The sequence below is a fragment of the Streptomyces sp. NPDC056224 genome (genome assembly GCF_042267665.1).
GTDB lineage: Bacteria > Actinomycetota > Actinomycetes > Streptomycetales > Streptomycetaceae > Streptomyces.
In genome coordinates, this window is the sequence record NZ_JBHJTK010000067.1 from 1 (window position 1) to 20,971 (window position 20,971).

The window sequence follows — 20,971 nt, forward strand, 5'->3', positions numbered from 1 at the left end:
TAAGAGACAGCCTGAGCGCTGCGCGCTCAGGAGAGAACCGCCTCGCTGCGCTCGGCGAGGCTCGGCTTCGCCGAGCCAGAGCCGGGCCTTCGGCCCGGGGTCCTGCGCTGCGCTCCGGACAGTTCGGGTTCCGCTGCGCTCCACCCGAACGGCCCGCTCCGCGGGCCTGGGTGACCCCGTTTCACGGAGGCCGGGCCTCCGGCCCGTTCGGGGTGTCCGCTCCGCTCCCACCCCTGGTCCTTCCGGCTCCGCCTCCGGACCAGCCCGCTACGCGGGAGCACTGCCCACTGTTCGTCAGAAAGATCCCCACTCGTCCCACAACGAGATCATCGCGAACGGGACGAGAAACGGGATCCGACCTTCAAGACACGGCCTAGCTAGGCTGAAGGACACCTGGTACGGGTGACCGTCTCGACGTAGCCTCACAGGCTCATACGGCGAGGGGAGAGGCCAAGTGGGGGCCTGGGGTTGGGTATGGGTATCTGTGGATGACGGCGAGGCGGTACAGAAGGCGAGGATGCCCCTGTCCTCAGCCGAAGAGGCGCGAGAGGACTTCGTGGCTTGTCTTCGGCGTGCTTCCGGGGTTGACCCGCGCATCAACGCAGTTGCCAACCTGGTCGAGGCCTCGACCCCACCCACGGCGGTCTCATGGCTCGGATTCGTTTTCTTGATCGCTGAACATGACTCACGCGGGCCCATCATCGATCGAAGCTACGGCCGCAAGTACAGCGCGGCGTTCGACGACGCCGCCAAATTCAAGAAGCGCCCCAAGGCCTGGTAACAGCCTTCACCAGCAAATGACACCCGGCCTCACATGGCCCAACCCCACCACCAGCAACGATGCCCCTCACACTTAGTGCAAAATCCTGTCGCCACCCACTACAAACCACACGTCGCTCATCAGGCAGCGGGGCCGGCTGGCAAACCGCCGAGAGGCCCTGATGCCCCGGACGCCAGTTGGGCCGTAACCACCCCCGCGCAGACCGGGAGGACTGCCGCCGGCAAGGGCGAAGGGCTGGGGCACGGTCCTTTCGGGCGCGAGTCAATATCCGCTGCCTGGCTTCGTCCCGATGCGGCCGAAACCTGACGAACCGGCGGCCTCCCAACCCATACTTGGTCCCTTCCATTCACAAGTGGTTGAGGGGGAACGCGTGGGGGTTACGCCAACCAGCGAGACGTCAGGACAGAGTGGCGGGGAAGGTTCCGCATCGTCGCCCGCCCCCGGGAGACGACGGGGCGGGGAGGTGGCCGCGTGGATTTCGGCCGTCACCGGCCTCTTCGGCCTCCTACTCGGCTTCTACGGCCTACCAACTGTCTTCGACTCCCCCACAGCGAGCGGGAACGTCAACCCCACAGTCACGGTGACAGCGACCGTCACCGTCCCGGCGCCGACGGGAGGATCCGGGCCCGGACCGGAAGAAACAGGGACTCCGTCCGCTAGCCCTTCGGCCGCCGGCAGACAGCAACGGGTCGACCTTGCGGTCACTAGCTCCTTAAACCTCATCCCAGACCCACCCAGGGTGGAACCGAACGCGGCGATTAACTCGAAGGGCATCTACCACACAATCGACGGCAACCTCCTCCCCCAATCCGCCAACATCGTGCTACTCGATTCCGGCCAGCCAGGAACACAGGCCACATGCAAAGCGGAGACCCGCTACAGCACCGTGCTGAAGCGCGAACAGCTGACCAAGGGCTCCCAGATCTGCCTAACCACCAGCCAAGGCATCATCGGACTGCTCACGCTACGGACACTCCCCGGCCAACCCGGTGCCGCCAGCAACTACTACGGCTTCGACCTCACCTACTGGCGCCCCTAAACCCCAAGACAAGACCCCCCACCGGCCAGGAAGGCGACCGAAGATGCACCCTCGCTTCGCCCGGGTAGTGGCCCTTTTGCGGAGTCCGGGCTTCAGCTCGCTGGGGGGTCCGCCGCAGGCCCTTCGCTCCGGGCCCCTGCCGAACCCGCTGCGGGATCTAGCTGTTCTTGCCGCTGCGCACCAGAGCTGCGATCGCACCCGGCGCCACGACGATCGCCGCTCCGAGCGTCGCCAGCAGTACGGGAGACGGCCCGTCGTAGCCGATTCCCACATCCGCCGAGGCACCGAAAAGAGCTGCGACCAGCACCAGGAGAACCGAGACGCCCAGGACGCCCCTTCCCCAGGCCTTACGGGCGGAGGGACTCCGCATCGGCACCAACGCGATCAGCAACCACACCACCGCGCAGCCCAGCACCACGGGTAAACTGCTCATTGAATCTCCCCAAGTTGGCCTGAAAACAAGCTAGATGACGATGTCATGTTCTTGAGTCAACGTCACTGCCGATCGCTTCGCCTCCGCTCGCAAGCCTTGAAACTCCCCCCTCGCGCGGCACCTCAACCCCGGCCTCTCATCCACTGCGCGGTCCGAGTATGGCTTCGCATTCCTCCCGGGGGACCGTTCCAGATGCGTCTTGGGGGGTACGGGAAATGGGCGCCCTCAGGGGGCGAATTCGTCCCACCTGGTATTCGGGCGTGTGAATGATGTGGCGGTTCCGCAGCGCCACCGCGGTGGGCCGCGCCAAGGTGCGGATCCCGCCCTTGCTGGTGTCCGGGCGGATCAGGTACGGGAGCGCCACGTACCGAACCCGGCTGGACGCCGTCTGTCCGTTTTGTTGACTTTGCCGACTCCTCGCTTTGCTGCCACGCAGTTTGCTGAGGCGTTCCCCCGTCGCCGCGCAGCCCCGGACTGTCCCAGGGTGAGAGGTGTCCCGGACGGGCCCGACGGCTCACCTCCGGGCCCCGTCGACGAGGAGGAGCCAGCTATGCCGGACACCCTGAAGGCCGCCGTCTGCGAGCCCAGCCTGACCCCCCGCGAGCGTCAGGTCGTGGCCCTGCTGGTGGGCGGCGAGACGTACTGCGGCATCGGCCGGACGCTGGGCATCAGCCCGCACACCGTCGACACGCACCTGCGCCGGCTGCGCGACAAGACCGGCACGGTCAACCGCACCCAGCTGGTGGTTTTCGCCCTCCAGCGCGGTTACGTCTCCTGAGCCCCACCAGACCCTTCACTTCGCCCGACTGTGCTGGCATTTGCGGCAATCTGAGCACCCTTCACTTTGCGGTCACGCACGTTGGTGAAGGGCTCGCTCCGGTACGTACGCCGCCGGGCCGCGCCAGTGTTGTCCACGCACCGCCCCCGCACCACACCGCACCGGGCCCGCTCAACGGGCGGGCCCCGACATGTCCCTGGGGAAACCATGCCGAAGCGCCTCGCCCTGCTCCTCACCGCCGTCGCCACCGTCGCCCTGCTGGCCTTGCAGCCCGCTTCCGCTGCGTACGCCGACGGCGTCGACTGCGGTCACATCGTGATCCAGTCGACCGGGACGGACTTCGAGGTGGGCGGCGATGGCCAGATGGAGCCGTGCGACACCTCCTGGGGCGGCTGATCCCCGCTTCGACGGCTAGACCGGCGCCAGATCGGTGAGCACGTACCGTCCCCCGGGCGTCAGCTCCACCGACCAGGACCAACGGGCCGGGATGTACAGCACCTCCCCCGAGCGCAACCGGCACTGGAAGCCGTCCGCGCCCACGCCGCCCCGGTCACGGGACAGGCGCCACGTCCCCGCCCCCTCGACCTGATGGACCACCCGGTGCGCGGCGGGATTCCCCGTCCCGCCGCTCCGGGCCACGAGGCCCACACCCGGGCCGGGTTCGAGGGCCAGTGCGTCGAGCACCTGGGACCACTCCGGGGCGCCCAGGGCCGGATGCTCGTGCTCGGGCCACAGCACACCCGGCGCCACGTCCAGATGGACCGACAGGAACAGCACCAGCTCCCTGAGATGGACCGCGCTCTGCGCCGTCGCCCAGGGCGCCATGGTCCCGCCGCCGTCCATGCGCCGCCCCCGCTCCTCGTTCGAAACGCCGCCCGTCAGACGTCCTGCCCGGGCCGTACGACCAGCATCGGGCACCTGGCGCCCCTCGACCAGCCGCGAAAGTCCGCTCCCGAGAACACGCGACGCGACGGCCCTGCGAGCAGCCGACGGGGATCCTCAGACCGTGTTCGCTCCGGACGGCGGCTGCCCCTCAGAACCGCCGCCTGCCGCCAGCAGCCCCTGAGCAGCGGCGTGGGCACCCGCCTGGAAGCGGCTGGCGGCGCCCAGCTCCTCCATGATGTCGGCGATGTGACGGCGGGCCGTACGCAGCGACATCCCGAGCCGCCGGGCGATGGCCTCGTCCTTGAGCCCGGCCGCGAGCAGCCGGACGATCGTCTCGTGGATCTCCCGGGAGACCTCTTCGAGCCCCTGGTCGGCGGCGTCGGCGAACGGTGTGGCCCGGTCCCAGGCCTGCTCGAAGATCTCACAGAGGTAGGCGACCGTGGACGGCTCCCGTATGACGACGGCACCCCAGCTGTCGTCCTTGACCGGGATGAAGGCCACCTCGCGGTCGAACACGATGAGCCGGCCGAACAGCTCGTGCGCGGTGCGGTACTGGCCGCCGAGCGCCGACGCGGCGGCCACGTACGCCTGGCTGGGCCCGTTGAAGCGGGCCGTGTGGTGGTAGAGCGTACGCAGCCGGATCCCGCGTGCCAGCATCGCCCGGTCCCGCACCAGCGCCTCCTGCATCGCCTCCGGGACCCGCGCCCCGCCTCCGGGCTGGCTGGTCAGGACCTCCCTGCAGCAGCGGTCCGAGGCCTGGTTGAGGGTGTTGCGGACGTCCTGCACGTTTTCCAGGAGCTCCAGCCCCTCGCCGCGCGCGCGGCGCTGGTGGTAGCGGGCGACGAACGGGCCGAGGTCCTCGCGCATCCCCGCGAGCCCGGCCTGCTGCTCCCGTATCCGCGCCTCCACGGGCGCGGCGAGCTGTGCCAGCGCCGTCTCGGGCGCCACCGCGAACACCGCCTGCGACCCGCCGGGACCGGTGTGTGCGTGCAGCAGCCGGGCCCGCCGCAGCCGCTCCAGGCTCGCCCCGGCCTCGCCGGTGGTGATCCCCACACCCTCGGCAACGGCCTCGGGCTCGCCCGTCCGCTGCTCCAGGACCCAGCCGTACACGGCCAGGTCGGTCTCACCCAGCCCCCGAGCCGCGTCGAGCAGCCCCGATTCCTCCTGCACTGCCACCCCTTGCCCCTTCGCCGCCGGCCCGACAGGTCGTGCCGGCCGCCGGCGCATTGCCCGGGCCAGGATAGGCGGAAAAGATCACCGGACGTCAGACGGAAGCCCCCGAGCACAAGGCATCGGGGGCTTGTCCGCATCCATCTACAGGGGTACTGCGGGGAGACGTCACACGCCACGCATGGCGTCACGGGCGAGAGCGACCAGCGTCCCGGGAGTGAGGGTGTCCACCGCGGCGCGCTGGTGCTCGATCAGCGTCGTGGCGGCCTCGGTCAGCTCACGGTCGTCCAGGGGTCGTCCCGGGATGTGCGCCCCGTCGGCGAGGATCGCCTGCAGCAGGGCGTACAGGTTCGCGGTGCCCGCCTCGCGCACGGTCAGCGACAGGTGCACGGACGGCGCGTCCCCCACGGCATCGGCGCGGTGCGCGAACCCCCGTGGTACGTACAGCACCTCGCCCGGCCGCAGCACGGTCTCCAGGAGCACGTCACCCGGGTCGCCGTCCTCCCGGGCCGGCTCCCAGTTGCCGTCGCGGGGGCCGGCGTGAACGTGCCAGCGCTTCTCGCCGCTGATCTGGATCGCGAGGACGTCGGCGTCGTCGCGGTGCAGGGGGCGGCCCTGGGTGCCGGCCGGGGTGCGGAAGTAGAACGCCTCGACCTGCCGGCCGAGTTGTTCACCCAGCCCCGCGGTCAGCGCCCGCACGCCCTGGTGCCACTGGTCGACGTACCGCAGGAGGACGGTGGCCCGCTCCTCCTCGACCAGGCGCCGTACGAGGTCCCCGTCCGCATAGCCCTCGACGAGCTCACCGAGCACCACCCGCGGGGTGCAGAACCGCTCGTCGGGTACGTGGCTGTCCGCATGGACCAGCCCGATGTACGGAACCTTGAGCAGTCCCGCGTCCAGAAGGGCATCCGGCTCGGTGGTGCCGATCACGTCCACCGGGGGGCATTCGGGACGCAGCACGGCGGGTGCGCGGCGCCAGTGCGTGGCGAAGAACTCCTGCTCGTCGCCCACGCATCGGGTCAGCCAGTCCATGGTCGGTCTCACTCTCGCTCAGGCCGTGGGGCGGCTGCTGTAGGCGTGCAGGCGGGCGCTGTGCACGAGGGAAGGGGCATCGGCGGCGTCGAGCCGGTCGCTTACGTGGGCCAGCAGGGCGGCGGCCGTCGCCGTCAGGTCCTCGTCGCCGAGGGGACGGGCGGGCAGGGCGAGGCCTTCGGCGAGGAAGGACCGCAGCTGCGCCCTCAGGTGGTCGGCCCCGGCCTCGCGCAGCACGATCGTCAGGTGCAGCGAGGGACCGTCCGCCGTGGCCTGGGCGGTATGGGCGTACCCGTTGGGCACGTACAACACCTCGCCGGCCCGTACGACGGTGTCCAGCAAGGGCTCACCCGGGTCGTTCTCGCGCACGGGCTGCCAGTGTCCGTCGGTCGGCCCCCCGTAGACCTTCCAGTGCTTGGCACCACTCAGCTGGAGCACCAGGATGTCGCCGTCGTCGCGGTGCACCGCACCGAAGCGCCCGGGTTGCGAGTAGAAGAGGAACGCCTCGACGAGCCGGTCGAGCTCCCGTGCCAGCCCCTCGGTGAGCTTCCGGACCGGCGGATACCAGTGGTTGACGTAGCGCAGCTGCAAGGTGGCCTGCTCGTCCCGGATCAGGGCACGCACCCGGTCCGCGTCGAGCCACCCCTCCAGGTACCGGCCGGCCACCACTCGAGGCGGGCAGTAGGCCGCCTCGGGGACCGCGCCGGCCATGGTGAACAGCCCGGCGTAGGGGACCTTCAGGGTGCCCGATTCCAGCAGTTCGTCCAGTTCCGTGAGTCCGAGAACCTCGGTCGGCGGGTCGGCCGGCCGCAGCAGAGCGGGCCCTTGGCGCCACTGCGTGCGCAGGAAGCGGTCCGCGTCGGTCACACAGCGTTCGAGCCAGTCCACGGCTCACTCTCCTTGTTCTGGCCCGGCTGCGGGGCCCGCCGCCCATACGGTGGGCGGGCCCCAGCAGCACACGGTCGGTCGGCAGGATCAGATGACGTCGGGGTAGCACTCCGCGCACCCGGCCACGACGGCGCTGCCGGACGGCGCGGCGTCGGCGGCGAAGGCGCTCGGCGCGAAGAGCGCCCCGCTGACGACCGCGGCCGCCGCCACACCCAGAGCGGCCTTGCGGGAGAGGCTCAGACCGGTCTTGGCGGGGGCGTCGGTGTTCTGCGAGAAGTCCATGTCAACTCCAGTGAGTTCGTGTCCCGGGGCGTTTCCCCTTGACTGATCTCAATCCTGTCTGCCCCGCCCCCTCACCGACAGTGACATTTTCCCGCTCCCGCACTCCCGTGTCCCGCACCCCCGTGACGCCGCTCCCCACCCCGAACGCCCCATCCGCCAACGGCCGTCAGACCCAGGCCGCAGCAGCCGAGGCCGCAGCAGCCGAGGCCGATCGAGCACCGCCCCGCCGGGCGGTTACGGCCTGGCAGGGGGGCGCAGCAGCAGGCGCGGGGACGGTGTCTGGACCAGGACCAGGGTGCTGAGGGCGAACAGCACCACGCCCAGGGGGACATGGAACGAGGACACGTGGGCGATGCCCAGCGCGACCTGCGCCGAGGCGAGGAGGAGGAAGCCGGTGGCGTACAGGACGGGGCGGGGTGATCCGCCGCCCGGGCGCCAGGCCAGGATCGCGGCGAGCAGGTACAGCATCGACGCGCCGTACATCACGCGTGATCCGACGTGGTGCACCTCCCCGGCGAGTGGCGAGGTCAGCAGCATGCCGGCGGTGACCGCCTGGAAGAAGAGGGTCAGGGTCTGCAGCGCTATCGCGGTCCTGAGGAAGGTGAGGCCGCCCTGTGCAGGCGTCGTTCGTCGGGTCATGGCGTGGTCTCCCTGTTGTGGTGTACGGCAATGGCTTCTCCGTTTCCCGGGACTCGGACCTGTCGGACGCTCTTCTCGACGGACGGATCCGGGGCGGCGGCGAGGCGGGCCTTGCGCTTGGGCAGGCCGAAGGGCAGGCCGCGAACCCGGCCGTCCACATGGTCGCGTCGGAGGCCGGGGTGGTGCCGTCGGCGCACAGCACCCGCGTCGCTTCGACGGCTTCGACGCGGGTGTGCTCCAGGACGGTGATGCCCAGCCGGTCGCAGGCCCGGCGCAGGTGGGCGCGGGCTCCGGCGGAGAGGGGGGTGCCCAGCTCTCCGCGGGCGACCAGCGTCACCGACAGGCCGGGCCGCGATTCGGCGATCTCGGTGGCCGTCTCGATACCGGTCAGCCCGTCGCCTACGACCAGCACCCTTCCGCCGTCGTCCCGCCTGCTCAGGCTGTCCAGGCGCTCCCGCAGGCGCAGCGCGGAAGGCCGGGCGGCGACGTCGAAGGCGTGCTCGGGCACGCCGGGGACGCCGTGCTCGGCGCCGTGGCTGCCGAGCGCGTAGAGAAGCGTGTCGTAGCCGAGTTCGCCGCCGCCGTCGGGGCCGGCCACGGCGACCACCTGACGCTCGGGGTCGACAGCGGTGACACGGGCCACGCGCAGCCGTATCCCCGTGCCCGCGAAAACGTCGGTGAGCTGCGGTGCCTCGATCTCCTGGCCCGCCGGGAGCTGGTGCAGCCGCAGCCGCTGGACGAAGTCCGGCTCGGCGTTGACCACGGTGATCTCGATGTCCGCCGGGGACAGCCGGCGGGCGAGGGTCCCGGCCACGTAGGCGCCGGCATAGCCGGCGCCGAGGACGACGATGCGGTGCTTCACGAGGTGCTCCCGTCGGGTCGCTTGCTGCCCGCCATGACCGCCTCGGTCTTCTCGACCCTCTCGGTCATGCTGTCTCCTCCGCCTCAAGGGGTTCGGCCTCAAGACACCGCGCGACCGATCACCGTGACAGCCTGTGCGGCAGGTCACTCCACAGGCGTGGGCTCGTTACGCGAGATCCTCACTCGCCTCCACACGGGCCGAGCGGGGGAGGCCGGCCAGCAGATCGCGGCCTCGCTCCGCGAGGGAGAGCCGGCCCTGCGGACCAGGGCCCTACGCACCGCTCCGGGCGCGGCCGGATTCCGCTGCACCCCACCCGACCAGGCCCGCTGCGCACTACGGCAGACCCCTGAACTCCTGTGCCGGGTCCGGGAGACGACCCCAATGGGGGTCTGGCACCTATGACGGCCAGGCCGACGTCATCCGAGCGGGACGCGCCCTGGAATCCGGGGCCCGGCGTTCAGGTGAGCTGCGATGCGCGTGATCGTCCGGCCGTTGTCCTCGAACTGGTGCCCTTGCATGCCAACCACTTGGGCAGCTTCCACGTTGATGGCGACATCGTCTATGAAGAGACAGTCCTCTGGGCGCACGTCCAAGCCGGCGCATACTGCCTCGAAGGCTCGCAGGTCAGGTTTCCCGATGCCGATCTCATGTGAGTAGACGATCTGGTCGACCAGGTCGTCGAAGTGGTACAGCGCCGTCTCCCGCTCCCGGGCGCCGACGAAGCTGTTGCTCAGGATGCCCAGCTTGCAGATTCCCCGCAGCCCTCGCACATAGGCGATGAGTTCGTCGTTCGGCGTCCCCAGGTATTCCGCCCACAGATCAGCCATGAAGGCCTCAGTCTGGAGCGCGTCGAGAGCCAAACGTGCTTCCACCTGCTCGTACACCTCTCGTTCGCTGATGCTCCCGACGCTTCCAGCACTCCACACGTCGCGCATCCGCTCGTTCACCGTGCCCAGCGGCAGCCCCAGTCGCTCTTCCCATCGAGGCACCCACCCCGTTTCCGGCGTGATCTCCAGGACGCCACCGATATCGAGAATGACGCAGGTCGCGGTCACGCGAATTCCCCCTCCATGAGAACGGGCGGCACTTCGACACCCGTACGGGCAGCATCGGGCCGTCACGGCGTAGCTGCACTGTTCACGAGATGCGACAGCACCTCGCGCTCGGAACCATGTTCACGCCGGCACGCTCTGGGTGACACGCCACAGCCTGCGCGGGAGGCCGCCCTCCTCGAAGGCGTGGACCTCTTCAAGGCTCCAGTCCTCGGCCAGGGCGTCGACCAGGTCGCGGGGGAAGAAGTGGACGGCGAAGCCGCCGTGCTCCCAGATGTCATCCCCGTGTCCGGTACCGGCCCGGTAGTGCGCGTCTCCGGTGTGGCGGACGGTGTAGACGAAGGCGCCGCCCGGTCTCAGCACGCGGCGGACTTCCGCGACGAGGGCGCGGATCTCGTCGGTGGACAGAGCCATGCACAGCAGCATGTGCGCGAAGACCGCGTCGACTGAGGCGTCCGCGAGGGGAAGCGGCTCGCGCACGTCGTGGATCGCCGTGGTCACCCTCCCGGCGACCCCTTGCGCGGCGGCGGCCTCACGCAGCTGCTCCAGCGCCACCGGGCTGAAGTCGGTGGCCAGCACGGAGAAACCCTCGCGGGCGAAATACAGCGCGTCACGACCGTGCCCGGCGCCCAGCTCCAGTACCTCGTGTGCACCGGCGGCCCGGAACGCCGCAGCGGCATGGACCGCCGGCGCGGACGGTTCCCCGCCGTACATGCCGGGATGCTCGCCGTAGGTCTGCTGCCAGTGCTCACGCTGCGCCTCGGCCAGCTCCTCCTGCCCGTCCTTCGACATGCTGCCGCTCCCCTTTCCCCTCCTGACCGGGTATGGGGCCAGCCTAGATCCACATCGCAGCGCCGAGGTGTCAAGGAAACCGGCCGGGCCGCGCCGGAACGTGCGGCCCGCTCAGGGGCGCCCGATTCGCTTCCAGAGCCACGGGCTACCGCCTGATGGGCGGGTGCCCGGGGGTCTCGGCCACCTGGACTTCCGGGGAGGCAGGCGGCTCTCGGTCATGGCCTGTACTCATTGCCGTGCGTCAGGGAATTGTGGATCGCGGTCGAACTGTAGGAAGCGCGGTCACTGGCGGCCTGCTGCCTGTGCGCCTGCTCGATCAGCAGGCCCTCCGCGGTCTCGGTGCGCCGCTTTCCCCGACGTAGCACGATCCCCACCATCCACAGCGCCGCCAGCCCCAACACGCCGAAGAACACACCGAGCTCAACCACGCCGTCCCCCCACACACGCAATCCGGAACACGACCCTACTCAAACGGTCACCACGCGCGAAACGCCTCACGTCCGGCCCGCTTCTAGGGTCGTTCGAAGGCCTGGAGGACGCCGCCGAGCGAGAAGCACAGCGCGCCGGACAGCGTCCCCCAGTTGGCGATGTCGGTGTTGACCAGGCTTCCGGTGGTGGGCCGGGTGAACGCGGCCAGGGCCGAGACCATGAAGAGCACCGACCCGAGCTGATTCACCGCGACGATCCACCAGGCGAGGCTGCGCGAGCGGATGCACGGGCGGGAGCGGTGGCAGATCTCGACGAACGCGAGATGTCCCGAGATCAGGAACAGCACGCATCCGACCACGTCGGGAGCCCAGATGAGCCGGTTGGCCTGCTGGACGGTGAGTCCCTGCAGGAAGGAGTTGAGGAGATTGATGCCGAACACGAGCGTTCCCACGAACAGGACGAATGTGCTCAGCCAGTCCAAGTGCATCGGTTCGTACCCCCACCACCTCCAGTCCGCCGTGCGCAGGGGACCGCCCCCTTGGGACTGGCGAGGGGCGTTCAGCACCTGCAAGAGCGAGGTGTAGCCGCCGATGTTGAAGAACAGGCCGCCCGCGAAGTAGATCGAGGCGCTCTCGACCGCGTCGCCCGAGCCGAACTGGGCCACGGCGGCGCCGAGAGCGAAGAGTGCTCCGCCGATGACGAACGCGCCCGAGGCGAGGGCGTTGAGTCTTCGGAGGCGGGCGAGTGCCTGGGCATCGGCGGTCGGGGACGTGGTGACCGCGCCGCCCGGGCCGCGGACCGCGAGTGCCCCGCGCCTGCGCGCGAGCCGCGACTCCCACACCACCGTTTCCCCTCCGGGGCGGTGCCAGGTGAGCCGGGTGGTGAACGGTCCTGCGCCTTCGGCGCGCTGCTCAGGCTGTCCCACAGGCCGAGCCTAGTCCCGGGAGCTGTACCCGACGGGCAGTGAAACGTACCTTTCCTCCCCCTTGCGTGTGCACGTCGACGAGAGTGCTTCAATCTGGAGCGCGGATAGAGTTTGGTACCGCGGGTCAGCGGTCCTGACGGGGGCCCGCTGTCGGCGGCGGGGGCATCGCAGCCCGTTCAGGTGTCGTCGGCGTCGAGAGGACGTCCCAGGGAGATGCACCACGGACATGCGTGGTGGTCGCTCGGGGTGCTCGTTTGATGCGGCAAGGGCAAGGAGAAGCCCGCCCTGTATTCGTCATGGAGTGCCTGTACCGAGTCTGTTTTCGTCCGGGGCGGGGTCGTGACCGCTTCCGCGACGCGGCGCGTCACCCGTAACAGCGTCGCCCGCACGGTGCTCGCCAGGTGCGCTGCCGCCAGCCGGACCCGCCGCCTGGCAGTCGGCCGTGCCCCGCGATCGGAGGGTTCACCGCAGGGGGCCATGCTCACGCATCCCTTCCGGATGAGCCGGGAGACCCGTTGCCTCAAAGAAATAGGGGGATGATACTTTTTTTATTTTGGACACTTCTCACCCTTTCCGCAATACTTAGCACGGAGGTGCGTCGAACGGGAATTAGACAGGCCGCCGCTGATTCTCGGCAGGATCCAGCAATGTACAGATTGCCGGGGTTTTCAAGGGATTCAGCAGTATCGACTGTTCTTTCGGCTCGGAATTGCGTCGCATTCCGCAGCCCAGGGCGTTCGGGGCATCGGCGTCAGGTGTCGCGCCGCGGAGGCCAGGAAGGTGGCGCCGGAGCTGCGGTCATTCGGGCAGTAGGGTCGGAGCACCGCCCCTGAGCGGCTCCGCACTCAGGCAGGCCGAGAGGTCGGCGGGCTCCTCCGCCGGCGCCGCGGCTTGCCGGCGAGACAGCCGGGTGGCGTCCACATGACAGGACAGGACGTGCTTGAAGCGCTGCTGGCGCCTCAGTTCAAGGGTGTCCACGTGCCACAGACGTCCGGTCCCTGAGGACGTCAACGCGGTACAACCTGTGCCCAGTGCGGCGGAGATCAGCACGATCCACAGGAAAAGGTCTCCCACGGCTGGTCCTTTCGAAGGCTGAGGTTCAAGGGGGCCCACATGACCGGAGCCCCGGCGGTCGCCCGGCATAACGCAGGGGCATATGCAGAGTTGCGCCCTGCCCTCTGATTGCAGCCATGCGCAGCAATCCAGCCGCCTTGGCATCTCAGCCTTTTTGCTGATGATCAGTCAACGAACAAGGGTCCCGAGCTGACGATCGGCCCGCATTCGGCCGGGCAGGGGGCGCCGCCAGAGGGGCGCGCGGGGCGCAGCAGAGGTATCGCGCCGAAGTGCGCGCGTCGGCCATACGGGGTGTCGGCGGGGAAGGATTCTTCGCGCCGGGGGCTGCATCGGCCCGTCGCAGGACCGGCAAGGGGCGGGGTCAACACTTATTCATCTGCCACCATCACCCGGATGGCGCATACCCGGACCAACATCGACAGCGTTTATGGAATATGACAACAGCAAAGCCCCCCTCCTTCTTCCGCAGGACTGCAGAAGAAGACGGGCAGGGAGGCGGTTTTCACGCCGGGGCCACTCGGATCGGAAAGTGGACTTTCACTCCGCGCTCAACCGGCTTCAGCGAGATCAAGAACGCAACGCTGGAACACGGGAGCATGGAAATCGATCTGAGTTACTCTTCCTCGGTCTTTGAGGACTTCCTCCATACGATGAGCATGATCCAGGTCGAGTTCGACCGGAGGTCGGGGCCGGGGTCGAGGAGCGGTGCACCGTCCACGACGTCCGTCGACGAGCGATCGGGCGGCAGTTCCCGTGTATGAGGCGTACGGACACCCCGACATCCACGACCCCCAGCCCCAGCAGGACACCTCCGTGTTCTGGCGCCGGCCGGACCACGTACAGCAGCACTCCCCCGGGGAACCGCTCGGAGGGTCCGGTGATGCACATCAGGCGTGGGATCCGGTGGAAGAGCTCGCGAGCCTTCTGCAGGAGAGCTCGGCCGCCGGGCAGCCGGAGCCGTTCAGCCGCGCCGGCTACGGCGACACCGGTGACCCGGTCAGCGCCATGGACCTCGTCGCGGGGTTGAAGCACACCACTGCCGAGCGGCCGCGCAAACAGCACTCCAGCGGGCACCGCCGGAACGCGTCGCGGTCGCCGGTGGTGACCCTGCTGCAAACGGGCAGTCTGTGCACCGCCGTGCTGGTCGCCGTCATCGCCGCCGTGGTGAGCATCCTCAGCGGGCTGGCCATCTGCGACACCCTGCGCCACAGCGCCGGACTGCACACGGCCCGCGAAGTGGTGAGCTGGTGGCCCCTGCTGATCTACGGCCCCTGGATGGTCGCCTCCCTGTCCATCCTCCGGTCCGCGCTGCACCAGCGCCGGGCGCTTCATTCCTGGTCGATCGTTCTGCTGTTCTCCACTCTGGCCACGCTCCTGTGCGTGGCCCAGGCGCCCAGAACGCTCGCCGCGGGGACGTCGTCCGCGCTTCCCGCCGTCGCCGCGCTGGCCTGCTTCCAACAGCTGGTCCGCCAGATCACACTCACGCGGCCGCCCCGCCAGGCCGCTCCACGACACCGCAACCCTCAGCCCTCTCCGCTCGGGCCCGGGCAGGCGGCCGCGGCCCGGCTCAGCCCGGACGGTGTCCGTCCCGGCTACTCCTTGGCCGACAAGGGGGCTGTCCGCTCGTCGGCCGCCGGTCGCGGATTCAGGTACGGCGCATGAGGTTCGTACGTGTGCGGCAGTGTCTCCCGCGCAGGTCGGAGCCACTGCTCTCGGGCCGACGGCCCGGGGGCAGCCTCGGCGCTCTTCAGTCGTCCGCTCGGCGAGGGGCGGCGAGCTCCCGCGGAAGGGCCGGGCGCTCACGTCCGTACCGACAGTGGAGTCTGACCGTACGACAGTCGTGCTGCCGACGAGATGAGGTGTCCGCCGCGGGGGCCGGGGGCTTGCCGCGACTGCGCCACGGGGGTGTGAGGGGGGCGGGCGTCCCGTGGGCGGCGACCGCGAACGCAGAGGGCGGTGACGGCCGCTAACTTCCTGGACAACCCGGTCCTTCCCACACGTCAAAAGGGTGCTCGCCTGCACCTTTGAAACGAAGATCGAAACTGATAGTCACGGGCCTTGCGCAGACTCAGCCCGTCGGTCTACGCCCCGGTCCCGTCGCGCCCCCAAGTCCGTATCCGATCACCGGACCCGCAGCTCAGGCCGTACCTCGCGCCGCAGGCGTCCGGTTGCTGCGGCACGTCCGCGCGACGCGCCGTTCGGCATGGCCACGTCCGGCTACGGGGGTCCTGTCGTCGGCATCCGGGACGAACGGGCGGGCGAGTGACCAGTGCCGCGGCCGCCCCTCGGAGGCCGCCTCTCCATGGACCGAACCGAACGAATCCACGACGCGCTCCGGCGTCCCCTCTCCCACGCCCACGCCCACCACGAAAGGCCGAGAAGCATGGTGTACGAACTGACCCACGCCGAACGGATGCAGTACAAGCGGCGCCAGGACGCCGCCTACCAGGCCGGCGAGGAGGCCGTCACCAACCTCCAGGCGGCGCTCGCGCTCGCCGGCATGACACTTCCCTCGCTGTGCAACGACGGTCCGGTGGCCGGCCACGGTTTCGTCCGGCTCGGAGGGTGCAACGCGGCCTTCGCCAACCGGCTCGCCGAAGTCATCGCCGCGGGGGCCGACGCTCTGCAGTATCAACGGTGAACATCCGGCCGTGCCAGCCGACTTCGCCCGCCGGAGCGCCCGGACCCCCGGCGCGACGACACCCGCCGGTACCCGTGTGCAGGACCGGCCGCACGCGGTGAGAAGCACGTGCGGCGTGGGTGTGCGAGCACGAGATGTCCGCTGCCGCGCCGGAGGGAGCCGGGCGAGGCGGCTCCCTCCGGCGCCTGCACGCTGATGCCGTCGGGCACCGCCCCGTCGCCGATGGTGTCGCGCTCAGGCGAACAGTTCACCGAGCAGTTCGGGGCCGATGGCGATGGGGGCGGGGCGGTAGGCGGGTGGCTGCGTGCCCATCAGCTCGCGCACCAGGAAGTCCCAGCAGCGCTTGCGGACGTAGGCCAGGTGGTCGATGAGCGTGTGCTCGGCGCCGGGCACGATGAGCAGCTCGAAGTCCTTGTCGGCGGCGATGAGCCGGTCGGCCAGCCGCAGCGTGTGGTCCGGGTGGACTTGGTCGTCCATTTCGCCGTGGACGAGCAGGAGTTTGCCCGCCAGGTGGTGGGCGAGGTCCACGTTGGAGGAACGGGCCCAGGCCTCGGGGTCGGCCGCGCCGTCGTAGGTCTCCACGAAGCCCGCGTTGAAGTGGCGGGTGTCGTGCGAGCCGGAGAGGGCGACTGCGGCCTTGTACACCTCGGGGAAGTCCAGCATGGCCCGGGCCGCGGCGAAGCCGCCTCCGGAGTGGCCGAACGCGCCCACCCGGTCCAGGTCCATCCACGGCCGGGTCAGGGCCAGTTGCCGCAGGGCCGCGACATGGTCGGCGAGGCAGCCCGCGTCGCCCAGGTGGCCGTAGGAGGCGTCGTGGAAGGACTTGCTCCGCCCTGGGGTGCCCCGCCCGTCCATCGCCACCACCACGAAGCCCAGCGCCGCTACGGGTTCCGCGTCAAGGCCCATCCCGCCGGGGTCGAAGCACGGGGCGACCCGCTCGACCTGGGGGCCGGGGTAGAGGTGGTCCACCACCGGGTAGCGCTGGGCGGGGTCGAACCCCCGCGGCCGGTAGAGGATCCCGTAGATGTCCGTCACCCCGTCGGCCGCTTTGACGCAGAACCGTTCCGGCGGCGTCCAGCCGGTGGCGGTGAGCTTGGCTGTGTCGGCGCGCTCCAGTTCGACCAGCTCCCGCCCGGCCCAGTCACGGACGCGGGTCACCGGCGGGGTGTCGACCGTGGAGGCGGAGTCGACGAAGTAGTCCTGGTCGTCGGGCACGGTGACGACGTGGTCCAGCTCGTCGTCCGTGAGCTTCGCGAAGCCGGAGCCGTCCAGGCCGGTGCGGCACACCGTGCGCCGGTACGGGTCCTCGCCGACCAGCCCGGAGGCGGTGAAGTACACGACCCGCTCGGCCTCGTCCACGCGCAGGATCCGCCGCACCGCCCACGGTCCGGAGGTGACCTGCCCGAGCAGCGCGCCGGTGCGCAGGTCGTACCGGTACAGGTGGCCCCAGCCGTCGCGCTGCGAGTACCACAGCACCTCGTCGGCCAGCACGCGCACGATCGGCGGCTCGTACATCCACTGGTTGGGCTCCACGCGGGTGGTCCCGGTCTCGCTGAGCACCGTGGTGACCTCGCCGGTGGCCGGGTCCATCCGGTGCAGGGTGAGCGTGCGCTGGTCGCGGGGCCGGCCGAGGTAGTAGACCGCGGAGCCGTCCGGAGCCCACCACGCCCACTTGGTCGTGATCGGCGACATCTGCGTCATGAGGAGCGGCTCGGCCCGTGCGCGGACCACCGTGCCCTCGGCGACGTCCAGTACGACCAGCTCGGCCCGGGGGACGTTCTCGTCCCCGGGATAGGCGTACCGCTGGGTGTGCAGGCGGGGCGCGCCGCCGTCGGCGGGCCGGGCCTCCACGAGGTGGGTCTGCCGGACGGCGCGTTCGTCGGTGCGATGCGTCAGCACCTTCGTCGAGTCGGGCGACCAGGCCACCGCGGGGGGCAGGTGCGGCAGACCGATCTTGCGGAGCAGGGTGCCGTTGCTCGTGCAGTCCGGGCCGGAGCCGTACTGGTGGCCGGGCTCGCCGTCGGTGGTCAGGGCCCACTCGCGGCCGTCGGACAGCGAGCGCGCCCACAGGTCGTGCCCGCGCCGGGACACGGCGGTCCTCTTGTCGGGTGACGGCACTTCCAGGGGGTTGCCCGGCGGTGTGAACTCAGCAGGCTCGCAGACATAGTCGTCCAGGCTGCAGCGCCAGTACCCGCCGAGTGCGGCGAACTCCACGGCGTTCGAGGCCGGTTCGATGGCCGTGAGCGGAAGAGCCTCGGGGTCGACCTGTTGTCCGGAGGCGGCGGCCAGCGCGGCGGCGAGCAGGGTGTGGTCGAAGGCGGGCTCGCGGGTGCCCGTCGCCGGGTCGACCAGCACGAACCGCCTGCCGGCGCCGTTGCTCACCGCGTACCAGAAACGGGCGCCTCCGTCGATCCACTGGGGCCTGACCTTGTCGCCGGTGACGAGTTCGCCGGGGCGGGCGGGGCGGCGCAGGAGTTGCTCCGCGGCCTCGTAGTTCTGAGTGGTGCTCATTCCTTCGTCCGTCCTCGGTGTCGGTTTTGGGCATGGTGACGCCGGGAGGGCGCCATCACGGCAGGGGTGATGAGGGGATGGGGGCAAGCGGGGGCGCCGGCCGTGTCCGTTCGGGCGTCTCGGTTAGGGCGTCTTCGTTCGGGTGGGTCAGAGGCTGTGGGCGGTGATGTCGCCGTAGGCGGTGGTCGCGTGGATGTCGAGCCGGGCGGCGGCGCCGTCGGTGTTCTTGAGCGCGTTGTGGATGCGGCCGTGGGAGGTGCCGGCGTCCAGGGTGGCAACGACTCCGCGGGCGGCGCCGACCGAGATCTCACCGGCCTCGGTGCGCAGCGTGACCGTGCCGCGCATTGCCTCGGCGATGCGGAGGTCGCCCTTCTGGGTGCTGATCCGGGCCGGGCCGCCGAGGCGGCCGACCGAGACGTCGCCGGCCTGGAGGGTCAGGCGGGCGCCATCGGTCTCGTCGAGCTTGACCGTGGCCTGCGCGCCCTCGAAGACGACGTCGCCGAGCCGTCCCACGCCCCGGAGCTCGGCGCTGGCCGCCTTCGCCTCGACGCGGGACCCGGCGGGCAGCCTGACGGTCACCTCGACGGATCCGGAACTGCCCAGGATCCGGTGTGCCGCCGCCGCGGCCCCGATCCGCAGGACACCGCCGGCGTATCCGACCTCGATGCGCTCCGCCGCCTTCACGTCACGGCCCTTCGAGGCGTCCGCGGGCAGCACCTCGACCGTGGTGTCCGCCCGGTCCGCGGCGATGAAGCGGATACGTCCCGCCGGGATGTCCACGACGGCGGAAACCGGAGCGGGGGTGTCGAACTTCTGCATCGTGGTGTTCCTTTGACTCGTTGTTTCGGATGAAGGAAAAGCTACGTTGCATTCAAAGACCCTTCAACACGTTCGTTGCGTCGAATCACTATTTGTGCAGCTCAAAGCCGTGAAATCGTTGCAACAGTTCTCCAAATTAACGCAACGACGGCATCTGATCGTTGCAATGGATTGAAGGTGAACGCTCATGGGCCACCCCGTTGCCACACCCGGCCCCAGGTGGCGATTCCTCACAAAATGGTCACCGGTCCCATGATCGCCACGGGGGTGCGACCATGAGCGCGCCATGACGCCAGGCCACTTTTCCCGGACCGTACGGGCTGCGACGTTCGCAGCCCTGTGCGTGCTGCTCGCGGCCACCGGCCACGTGCTCATGTCGGGAACTCCGGTGCCGGGGTGGGTGATCGGCCTCGCGCTCGTCAGCACGGCCGCCTTCGCCTGGTCCCTCGCCGGGACGGAGCGCGGGCTCCTCGGCGTCACCACGGCGGCGGTCGCCGTCCAGGCCGCACTCCATGCGGGGTTCTCCCTGACCCAGGCCGTCCGCCGGTCGTTCGCTCACCAGCGGACGCAGTACCTGCCGTGCGGCGAGACGGGCCGGTCCGCCTCCGAGGCCGCATGTCCGGTCGGTGACGCCGGCCTCGGCGGTACGGCGCACCAGGCGCCCGGTGACATGAGTGCGCTGACGGACGCGGGCGCTCACATCCACCACGCCCCGCACGGTGTGTCCGACACCCTGTCGGGTGCGGTGGCGGGCGCCGCGGTGCCGGACGGACATGCCATGGCCGGCGTGGCGCTGTCCTCACCGTCCGGGATGCTGGCGGCGCACCTGCTGGCCGCCGTACTGGCCGGGCTGTGGCTCGCCTGCGGCGAACAGGCGGCCTTCCGGCTCCTGCGCACATTCGCCGCACGGCTCTGGACTCCGTGGCTGCTGCTCGTGGTCCCGTCGCGGCTCCCGCGGCGGGCGCCGCGGCGCGCACGCCGCCGGCGTGAGCGCAGCTCTCTTCGGCAGCTGCTCCTGATCCATGTCATCACCTCACGGGGTCCGCCGGCGGGAACCGCTGTCGTCTGACAGCGGGTTCCCCGGGCCCGCGCGGGTGCTTCCCCGACGCGTCCCGGGCATCGGCCATGCCTTCGGCAGGCCGTACACCTCACCGGCCCGCCGGGAGTGCGGCGCCGGACACCCCACGCGTGAGGACCTTGTGGCGATGACCCCTGCCCTGAGCACCCGACCGGATCCCGCCGAGCCGCGAGCCGTCGGGCACACCCCCGGCGGCGACGCGGCCGTGACGCAACTCGCCCTCTCCGCCCGTGACGGAGACCCCGAGAAGACCGACCGGTTCGTGCGCGCCTTACAACTGGACGTCTGGCGCTACGTCGCGTTCCTGAGCGCAGACCCCCAGGCGGCGGACGACCTGACCCAGGAGGTCTTCCTCCGCGCGCTTCCCGCGCTCCACCGGTTCGAGGGCCGTTCCTCCGCCCGCACGTGGCTGCTGTCCATAGCCCGTCGCACCGTCGTGGACAGCCTGCGCCGCTCCGCCGCCCGCCCCCGGCTGTCGGACCGTCACGACTGGCAGGCGGCCGCCGAACAGGCTCAGCCTCAAGGGCTCCCCGGCTTCGAGGACGGTGTGGCCCTCGCGGAACTCCTGGCGGCGGTTCCGGAAGAACGCAGGGAGGCCTTCGTCCTCACCCAGCTCCTGGGTCTGCCCTACATGGAGGCGGCCGAAGCCATCGGGTGTCCTGTGGGCACGGTGCGTTCCCGTGTCGCCCGCGCGCGCTCGTCACTCATCGCGCTCCTGACGGACACCGCGACGCCCGCCCCCGAGCGGGACCGTCCGGCACCGCGGCGACGGCACGCGCTCTCGCCTGCGCCCGCGGCTCCCCGGTCCGTCGCCTCGCCCGCCTGATCCGGGCAGCGACGTGGCCGTGCCCCCGCCGGATG

21 protein-coding genes and 1 pseudogene are annotated in these 20,971 nt (G+C 70.3%); 8 read left to right on the forward strand and 14 right to left on the reverse strand.

Annotation, left to right across the window (positions count from 1 at the left end; translation table 11 throughout):
* Positions 1–484: 484 nt before the first annotated feature.
* Positions 485–781, forward strand: a complete 297-nt coding sequence (locus tag ACFCZ1_RS36445) for a hypothetical protein (protein ID WP_376682595.1) — start codon at positions 485–487, stop codon at positions 779–781.
* Positions 782–1,520: 739 nt separating this feature from the next.
* The gene (locus tag ACFCZ1_RS36450; RefSeq protein ID WP_376682596.1) at positions 1,521–1,820 is read left to right on the forward strand and encodes a hypothetical protein; all 300 of its coding nucleotides are present in this window, start codon (positions 1,521–1,523) and stop codon (positions 1,818–1,820) included.
* A 157-nt stretch (positions 1,821–1,977) separates the two neighbouring features.
* Here the strand turns inward: ACFCZ1_RS36450 and ACFCZ1_RS36455 are convergent, their stop codons facing one another.
* Positions 1,978–2,253, reverse strand: a complete 276-nt coding sequence (locus ACFCZ1_RS36455) for a hypothetical protein (protein WP_376682597.1) — start codon at positions 2,251–2,253, stop codon at positions 1,978–1,980.
* 550 nt (positions 2,254–2,803) lie between these two features.
* On the opposite strand from ACFCZ1_RS36455, the gene ACFCZ1_RS36460 reads away from it, so the two are divergent.
* The gene (locus ACFCZ1_RS36460) at positions 2,804–3,031 is read left to right on the forward strand and encodes a response regulator transcription factor (RefSeq protein ID WP_376682598.1); all 228 of its coding nucleotides are present in this window, start codon (positions 2,804–2,806) and stop codon (positions 3,029–3,031) included.
* A gap of 207 nt (positions 3,032–3,238) precedes the next feature.
* Positions 3,239–3,427 carry a hypothetical protein gene (locus tag ACFCZ1_RS36465; RefSeq protein ID WP_376682599.1) on the forward strand — a complete coding sequence of 63 codons (189 nt, stop codon included), beginning with the start codon at positions 3,239–3,241 and terminating at the stop codon, positions 3,425–3,427.
* A gap of 15 nt (positions 3,428–3,442) precedes the next feature.
* Here the strand turns inward: ACFCZ1_RS36465 and ACFCZ1_RS36470 are convergent, their stop codons facing one another.
* The 11 genes and pseudogenes from ACFCZ1_RS36470 to ACFCZ1_RS36520 all read right to left on the reverse strand — a co-directional run bounded on the left by ACFCZ1_RS36470 (position 3,443) and on the right by ACFCZ1_RS36520 (position 11,987).
* Complete coding sequence (locus ACFCZ1_RS36470; protein ID WP_376682600.1) at positions 3,443–3,874, reverse strand: hypothetical protein; 432 nt, start codon at positions 3,872–3,874, stop codon at positions 3,443–3,445.
* A gap of 156 nt (positions 3,875–4,030) precedes the next feature.
* A complete protein-coding gene (locus ACFCZ1_RS36475; protein ID WP_376682601.1) occupies positions 4,031–5,092 on the reverse strand; it encodes a LuxR C-terminal-related transcriptional regulator in 1,062 nt (353 codons plus the stop codon).
* Between the two features lie 162 nt (positions 5,093–5,254).
* Complete coding sequence (locus ACFCZ1_RS36480; RefSeq protein WP_376682602.1) at positions 5,255–6,118, reverse strand: JmjC domain-containing protein; 864 nt, start codon at positions 6,116–6,118, stop codon at positions 5,255–5,257.
* Between the two features lie 18 nt (positions 6,119–6,136).
* On the reverse strand, positions 6,137–7,006 hold the full coding sequence (locus ACFCZ1_RS36485; protein WP_376682603.1) for a JmjC domain-containing protein: 870 nt from the start codon (positions 7,004–7,006) through the stop codon (positions 6,137–6,139).
* An 87-nt stretch (positions 7,007–7,093) separates the two neighbouring features.
* Complete coding sequence (locus ACFCZ1_RS36490) at positions 7,094–7,288, reverse strand: hypothetical protein (RefSeq protein ID WP_362405532.1); 195 nt, start codon at positions 7,286–7,288, stop codon at positions 7,094–7,096.
* A 234-nt stretch (positions 7,289–7,522) separates the two neighbouring features.
* The gene (locus tag ACFCZ1_RS36495) at positions 7,523–7,927 is read right to left on the reverse strand and encodes a hypothetical protein (protein WP_376682604.1); all 405 of its coding nucleotides are present in this window, start codon (positions 7,925–7,927) and stop codon (positions 7,523–7,525) included.
* An 85-nt stretch (positions 7,928–8,012) separates the two neighbouring features.
* Positions 8,013–8,789 (reverse strand): annotated as a pseudogene (locus ACFCZ1_RS36500) (NAD(P)/FAD-dependent oxidoreductase); the annotation flags it as partial.
* Between the two features lie 416 nt (positions 8,790–9,205).
* Positions 9,206–9,844, reverse strand: a complete 639-nt coding sequence (locus ACFCZ1_RS36505) for an HAD family hydrolase (protein ID WP_376682605.1) — start codon at positions 9,842–9,844, stop codon at positions 9,206–9,208.
* A 120-nt stretch (positions 9,845–9,964) separates the two neighbouring features.
* The gene (locus tag ACFCZ1_RS36510; RefSeq protein ID WP_376682606.1) at positions 9,965–10,633 is read right to left on the reverse strand and encodes a class I SAM-dependent methyltransferase; all 669 of its coding nucleotides are present in this window, start codon (positions 10,631–10,633) and stop codon (positions 9,965–9,967) included.
* Positions 10,634–10,848: 215 nt separating this feature from the next.
* Entirely contained in the window at positions 10,849–11,061 is a 213-nt protein-coding gene (locus ACFCZ1_RS36515) for a hypothetical protein (RefSeq protein ID WP_376682607.1), read from the reverse strand.
* 83 nt (positions 11,062–11,144) lie between these two features.
* Complete coding sequence (locus ACFCZ1_RS36520) at positions 11,145–11,987, reverse strand: hypothetical protein (RefSeq protein WP_376682608.1); 843 nt, start codon at positions 11,985–11,987, stop codon at positions 11,145–11,147.
* 1,827 nt (positions 11,988–13,814) lie between these two features.
* On the opposite strand from ACFCZ1_RS36520, the gene ACFCZ1_RS36525 reads away from it, so the two are divergent.
* Positions 13,815–14,723, forward strand: a complete 909-nt coding sequence (locus ACFCZ1_RS36525) for a hypothetical protein (RefSeq protein WP_376682609.1) — start codon at positions 13,815–13,817, stop codon at positions 14,721–14,723.
* Positions 14,724–15,444: 721 nt separating this feature from the next.
* A complete protein-coding gene (locus ACFCZ1_RS36530) occupies positions 15,445–15,702 on the forward strand; it encodes a hypothetical protein (protein ID WP_376682610.1) in 258 nt (85 codons plus the stop codon).
* Positions 15,703–15,936: 234 nt separating this feature from the next.
* Here ACFCZ1_RS36530 and ACFCZ1_RS36535 read toward each other — a convergent pair whose 3' ends face one another.
* On the reverse strand, positions 15,937–18,213 hold the full coding sequence (locus ACFCZ1_RS36535; protein WP_376682611.1) for a DPP IV N-terminal domain-containing protein: 2,277 nt from the start codon (positions 18,211–18,213) through the stop codon (positions 15,937–15,939).
* A gap of 147 nt (positions 18,214–18,360) precedes the next feature.
* Complete coding sequence (locus tag ACFCZ1_RS36540) at positions 18,361–19,032, reverse strand: DUF4097 family beta strand repeat-containing protein (protein WP_376682612.1); 672 nt, start codon at positions 19,030–19,032, stop codon at positions 18,361–18,363.
* A gap of 286 nt (positions 19,033–19,318) precedes the next feature.
* Here ACFCZ1_RS36540 and ACFCZ1_RS36545 point away from each other — a divergent pair, with 286 nt between their 5' ends.
* Both ACFCZ1_RS36545 and ACFCZ1_RS36550 read left to right on the forward strand, forming a co-directional pair.
* The gene (locus tag ACFCZ1_RS36545) at positions 19,319–20,101 is read left to right on the forward strand and encodes a hypothetical protein (protein ID WP_376682613.1); all 783 of its coding nucleotides are present in this window, start codon (positions 19,319–19,321) and stop codon (positions 20,099–20,101) included.
* Between the two features lie 136 nt (positions 20,102–20,237).
* Positions 20,238–20,936 carry a sigma-70 family RNA polymerase sigma factor gene (locus ACFCZ1_RS36550; protein ID WP_376682614.1) on the forward strand — a complete coding sequence of 233 codons (699 nt, stop codon included), beginning with the start codon at positions 20,238–20,240 and terminating at the stop codon, positions 20,934–20,936.
* Positions 20,937–20,971: the final 35 nt, after the last annotated feature.

What these genes read in the sequence shown, in the direction of transcription:
- ACFCZ1_RS36495 (WP_376682604.1), bottom strand. Translation starts at nt 7,927, where the DNA reads ATGACCCGACGAACGACGCCTGCACAGGGCGGCCTCACCTTCCTCAGG.
- ACFCZ1_RS36510 (WP_376682606.1), bottom strand. Translation starts at nt 10,633, where the DNA reads ATGTCGAAGGACGGGCAGGAGGAGCTGGCCGAGGCGCAGCGTGAGCAC.
- ACFCZ1_RS36530 (WP_376682610.1), top strand. Translation starts at nt 15,445, where the DNA reads ATGGTGTACGAACTGACCCACGCCGAACGGATGCAGTACAAGCGGCGC.
- ACFCZ1_RS36480 (WP_376682602.1), bottom strand. Translation starts at nt 6,118, where the DNA reads ATGGACTGGCTGACCCGATGCGTGGGCGACGAGCAGGAGTTCTTCGCC.
- ACFCZ1_RS36470 (WP_376682600.1), bottom strand. Translation starts at nt 3,874, where the DNA reads ATGGACGGCGGCGGGACCATGGCGCCCTGGGCGACGGCGCAGAGCGCG.
- ACFCZ1_RS36460 (WP_376682598.1), top strand. Translation starts at nt 2,804, where the DNA reads ATGCCGGACACCCTGAAGGCCGCCGTCTGCGAGCCCAGCCTGACCCCC.
- ACFCZ1_RS36540 (WP_376682612.1), bottom strand. Translation starts at nt 19,032, where the DNA reads ATGCAGAAGTTCGACACCCCCGCTCCGGTTTCCGCCGTCGTGGACATC.
- ACFCZ1_RS36455 (WP_376682597.1), bottom strand. Translation starts at nt 2,253, where the DNA reads ATGAGCAGTTTACCCGTGGTGCTGGGCTGCGCGGTGGTGTGGTTGCTG.
- ACFCZ1_RS36545 (WP_376682613.1), top strand. Translation starts at nt 19,319, where the DNA reads ATGACGCCAGGCCACTTTTCCCGGACCGTACGGGCTGCGACGTTCGCA.
- ACFCZ1_RS36490 (WP_362405532.1), bottom strand. Translation starts at nt 7,288, where the DNA reads ATGGACTTCTCGCAGAACACCGACGCCCCCGCCAAGACCGGTCTGAGC.
- ACFCZ1_RS36550 (WP_376682614.1), top strand. Translation starts at nt 20,238, where the DNA reads ATGACCCCTGCCCTGAGCACCCGACCGGATCCCGCCGAGCCGCGAGCC.
- ACFCZ1_RS36535 (WP_376682611.1), bottom strand. Translation starts at nt 18,213, where the DNA reads ATGAGCACCACTCAGAACTACGAGGCCGCGGAGCAACTCCTGCGCCGC.
- ACFCZ1_RS36465 (WP_376682599.1), top strand. Translation starts at nt 3,239, where the DNA reads ATGCCGAAGCGCCTCGCCCTGCTCCTCACCGCCGTCGCCACCGTCGCC.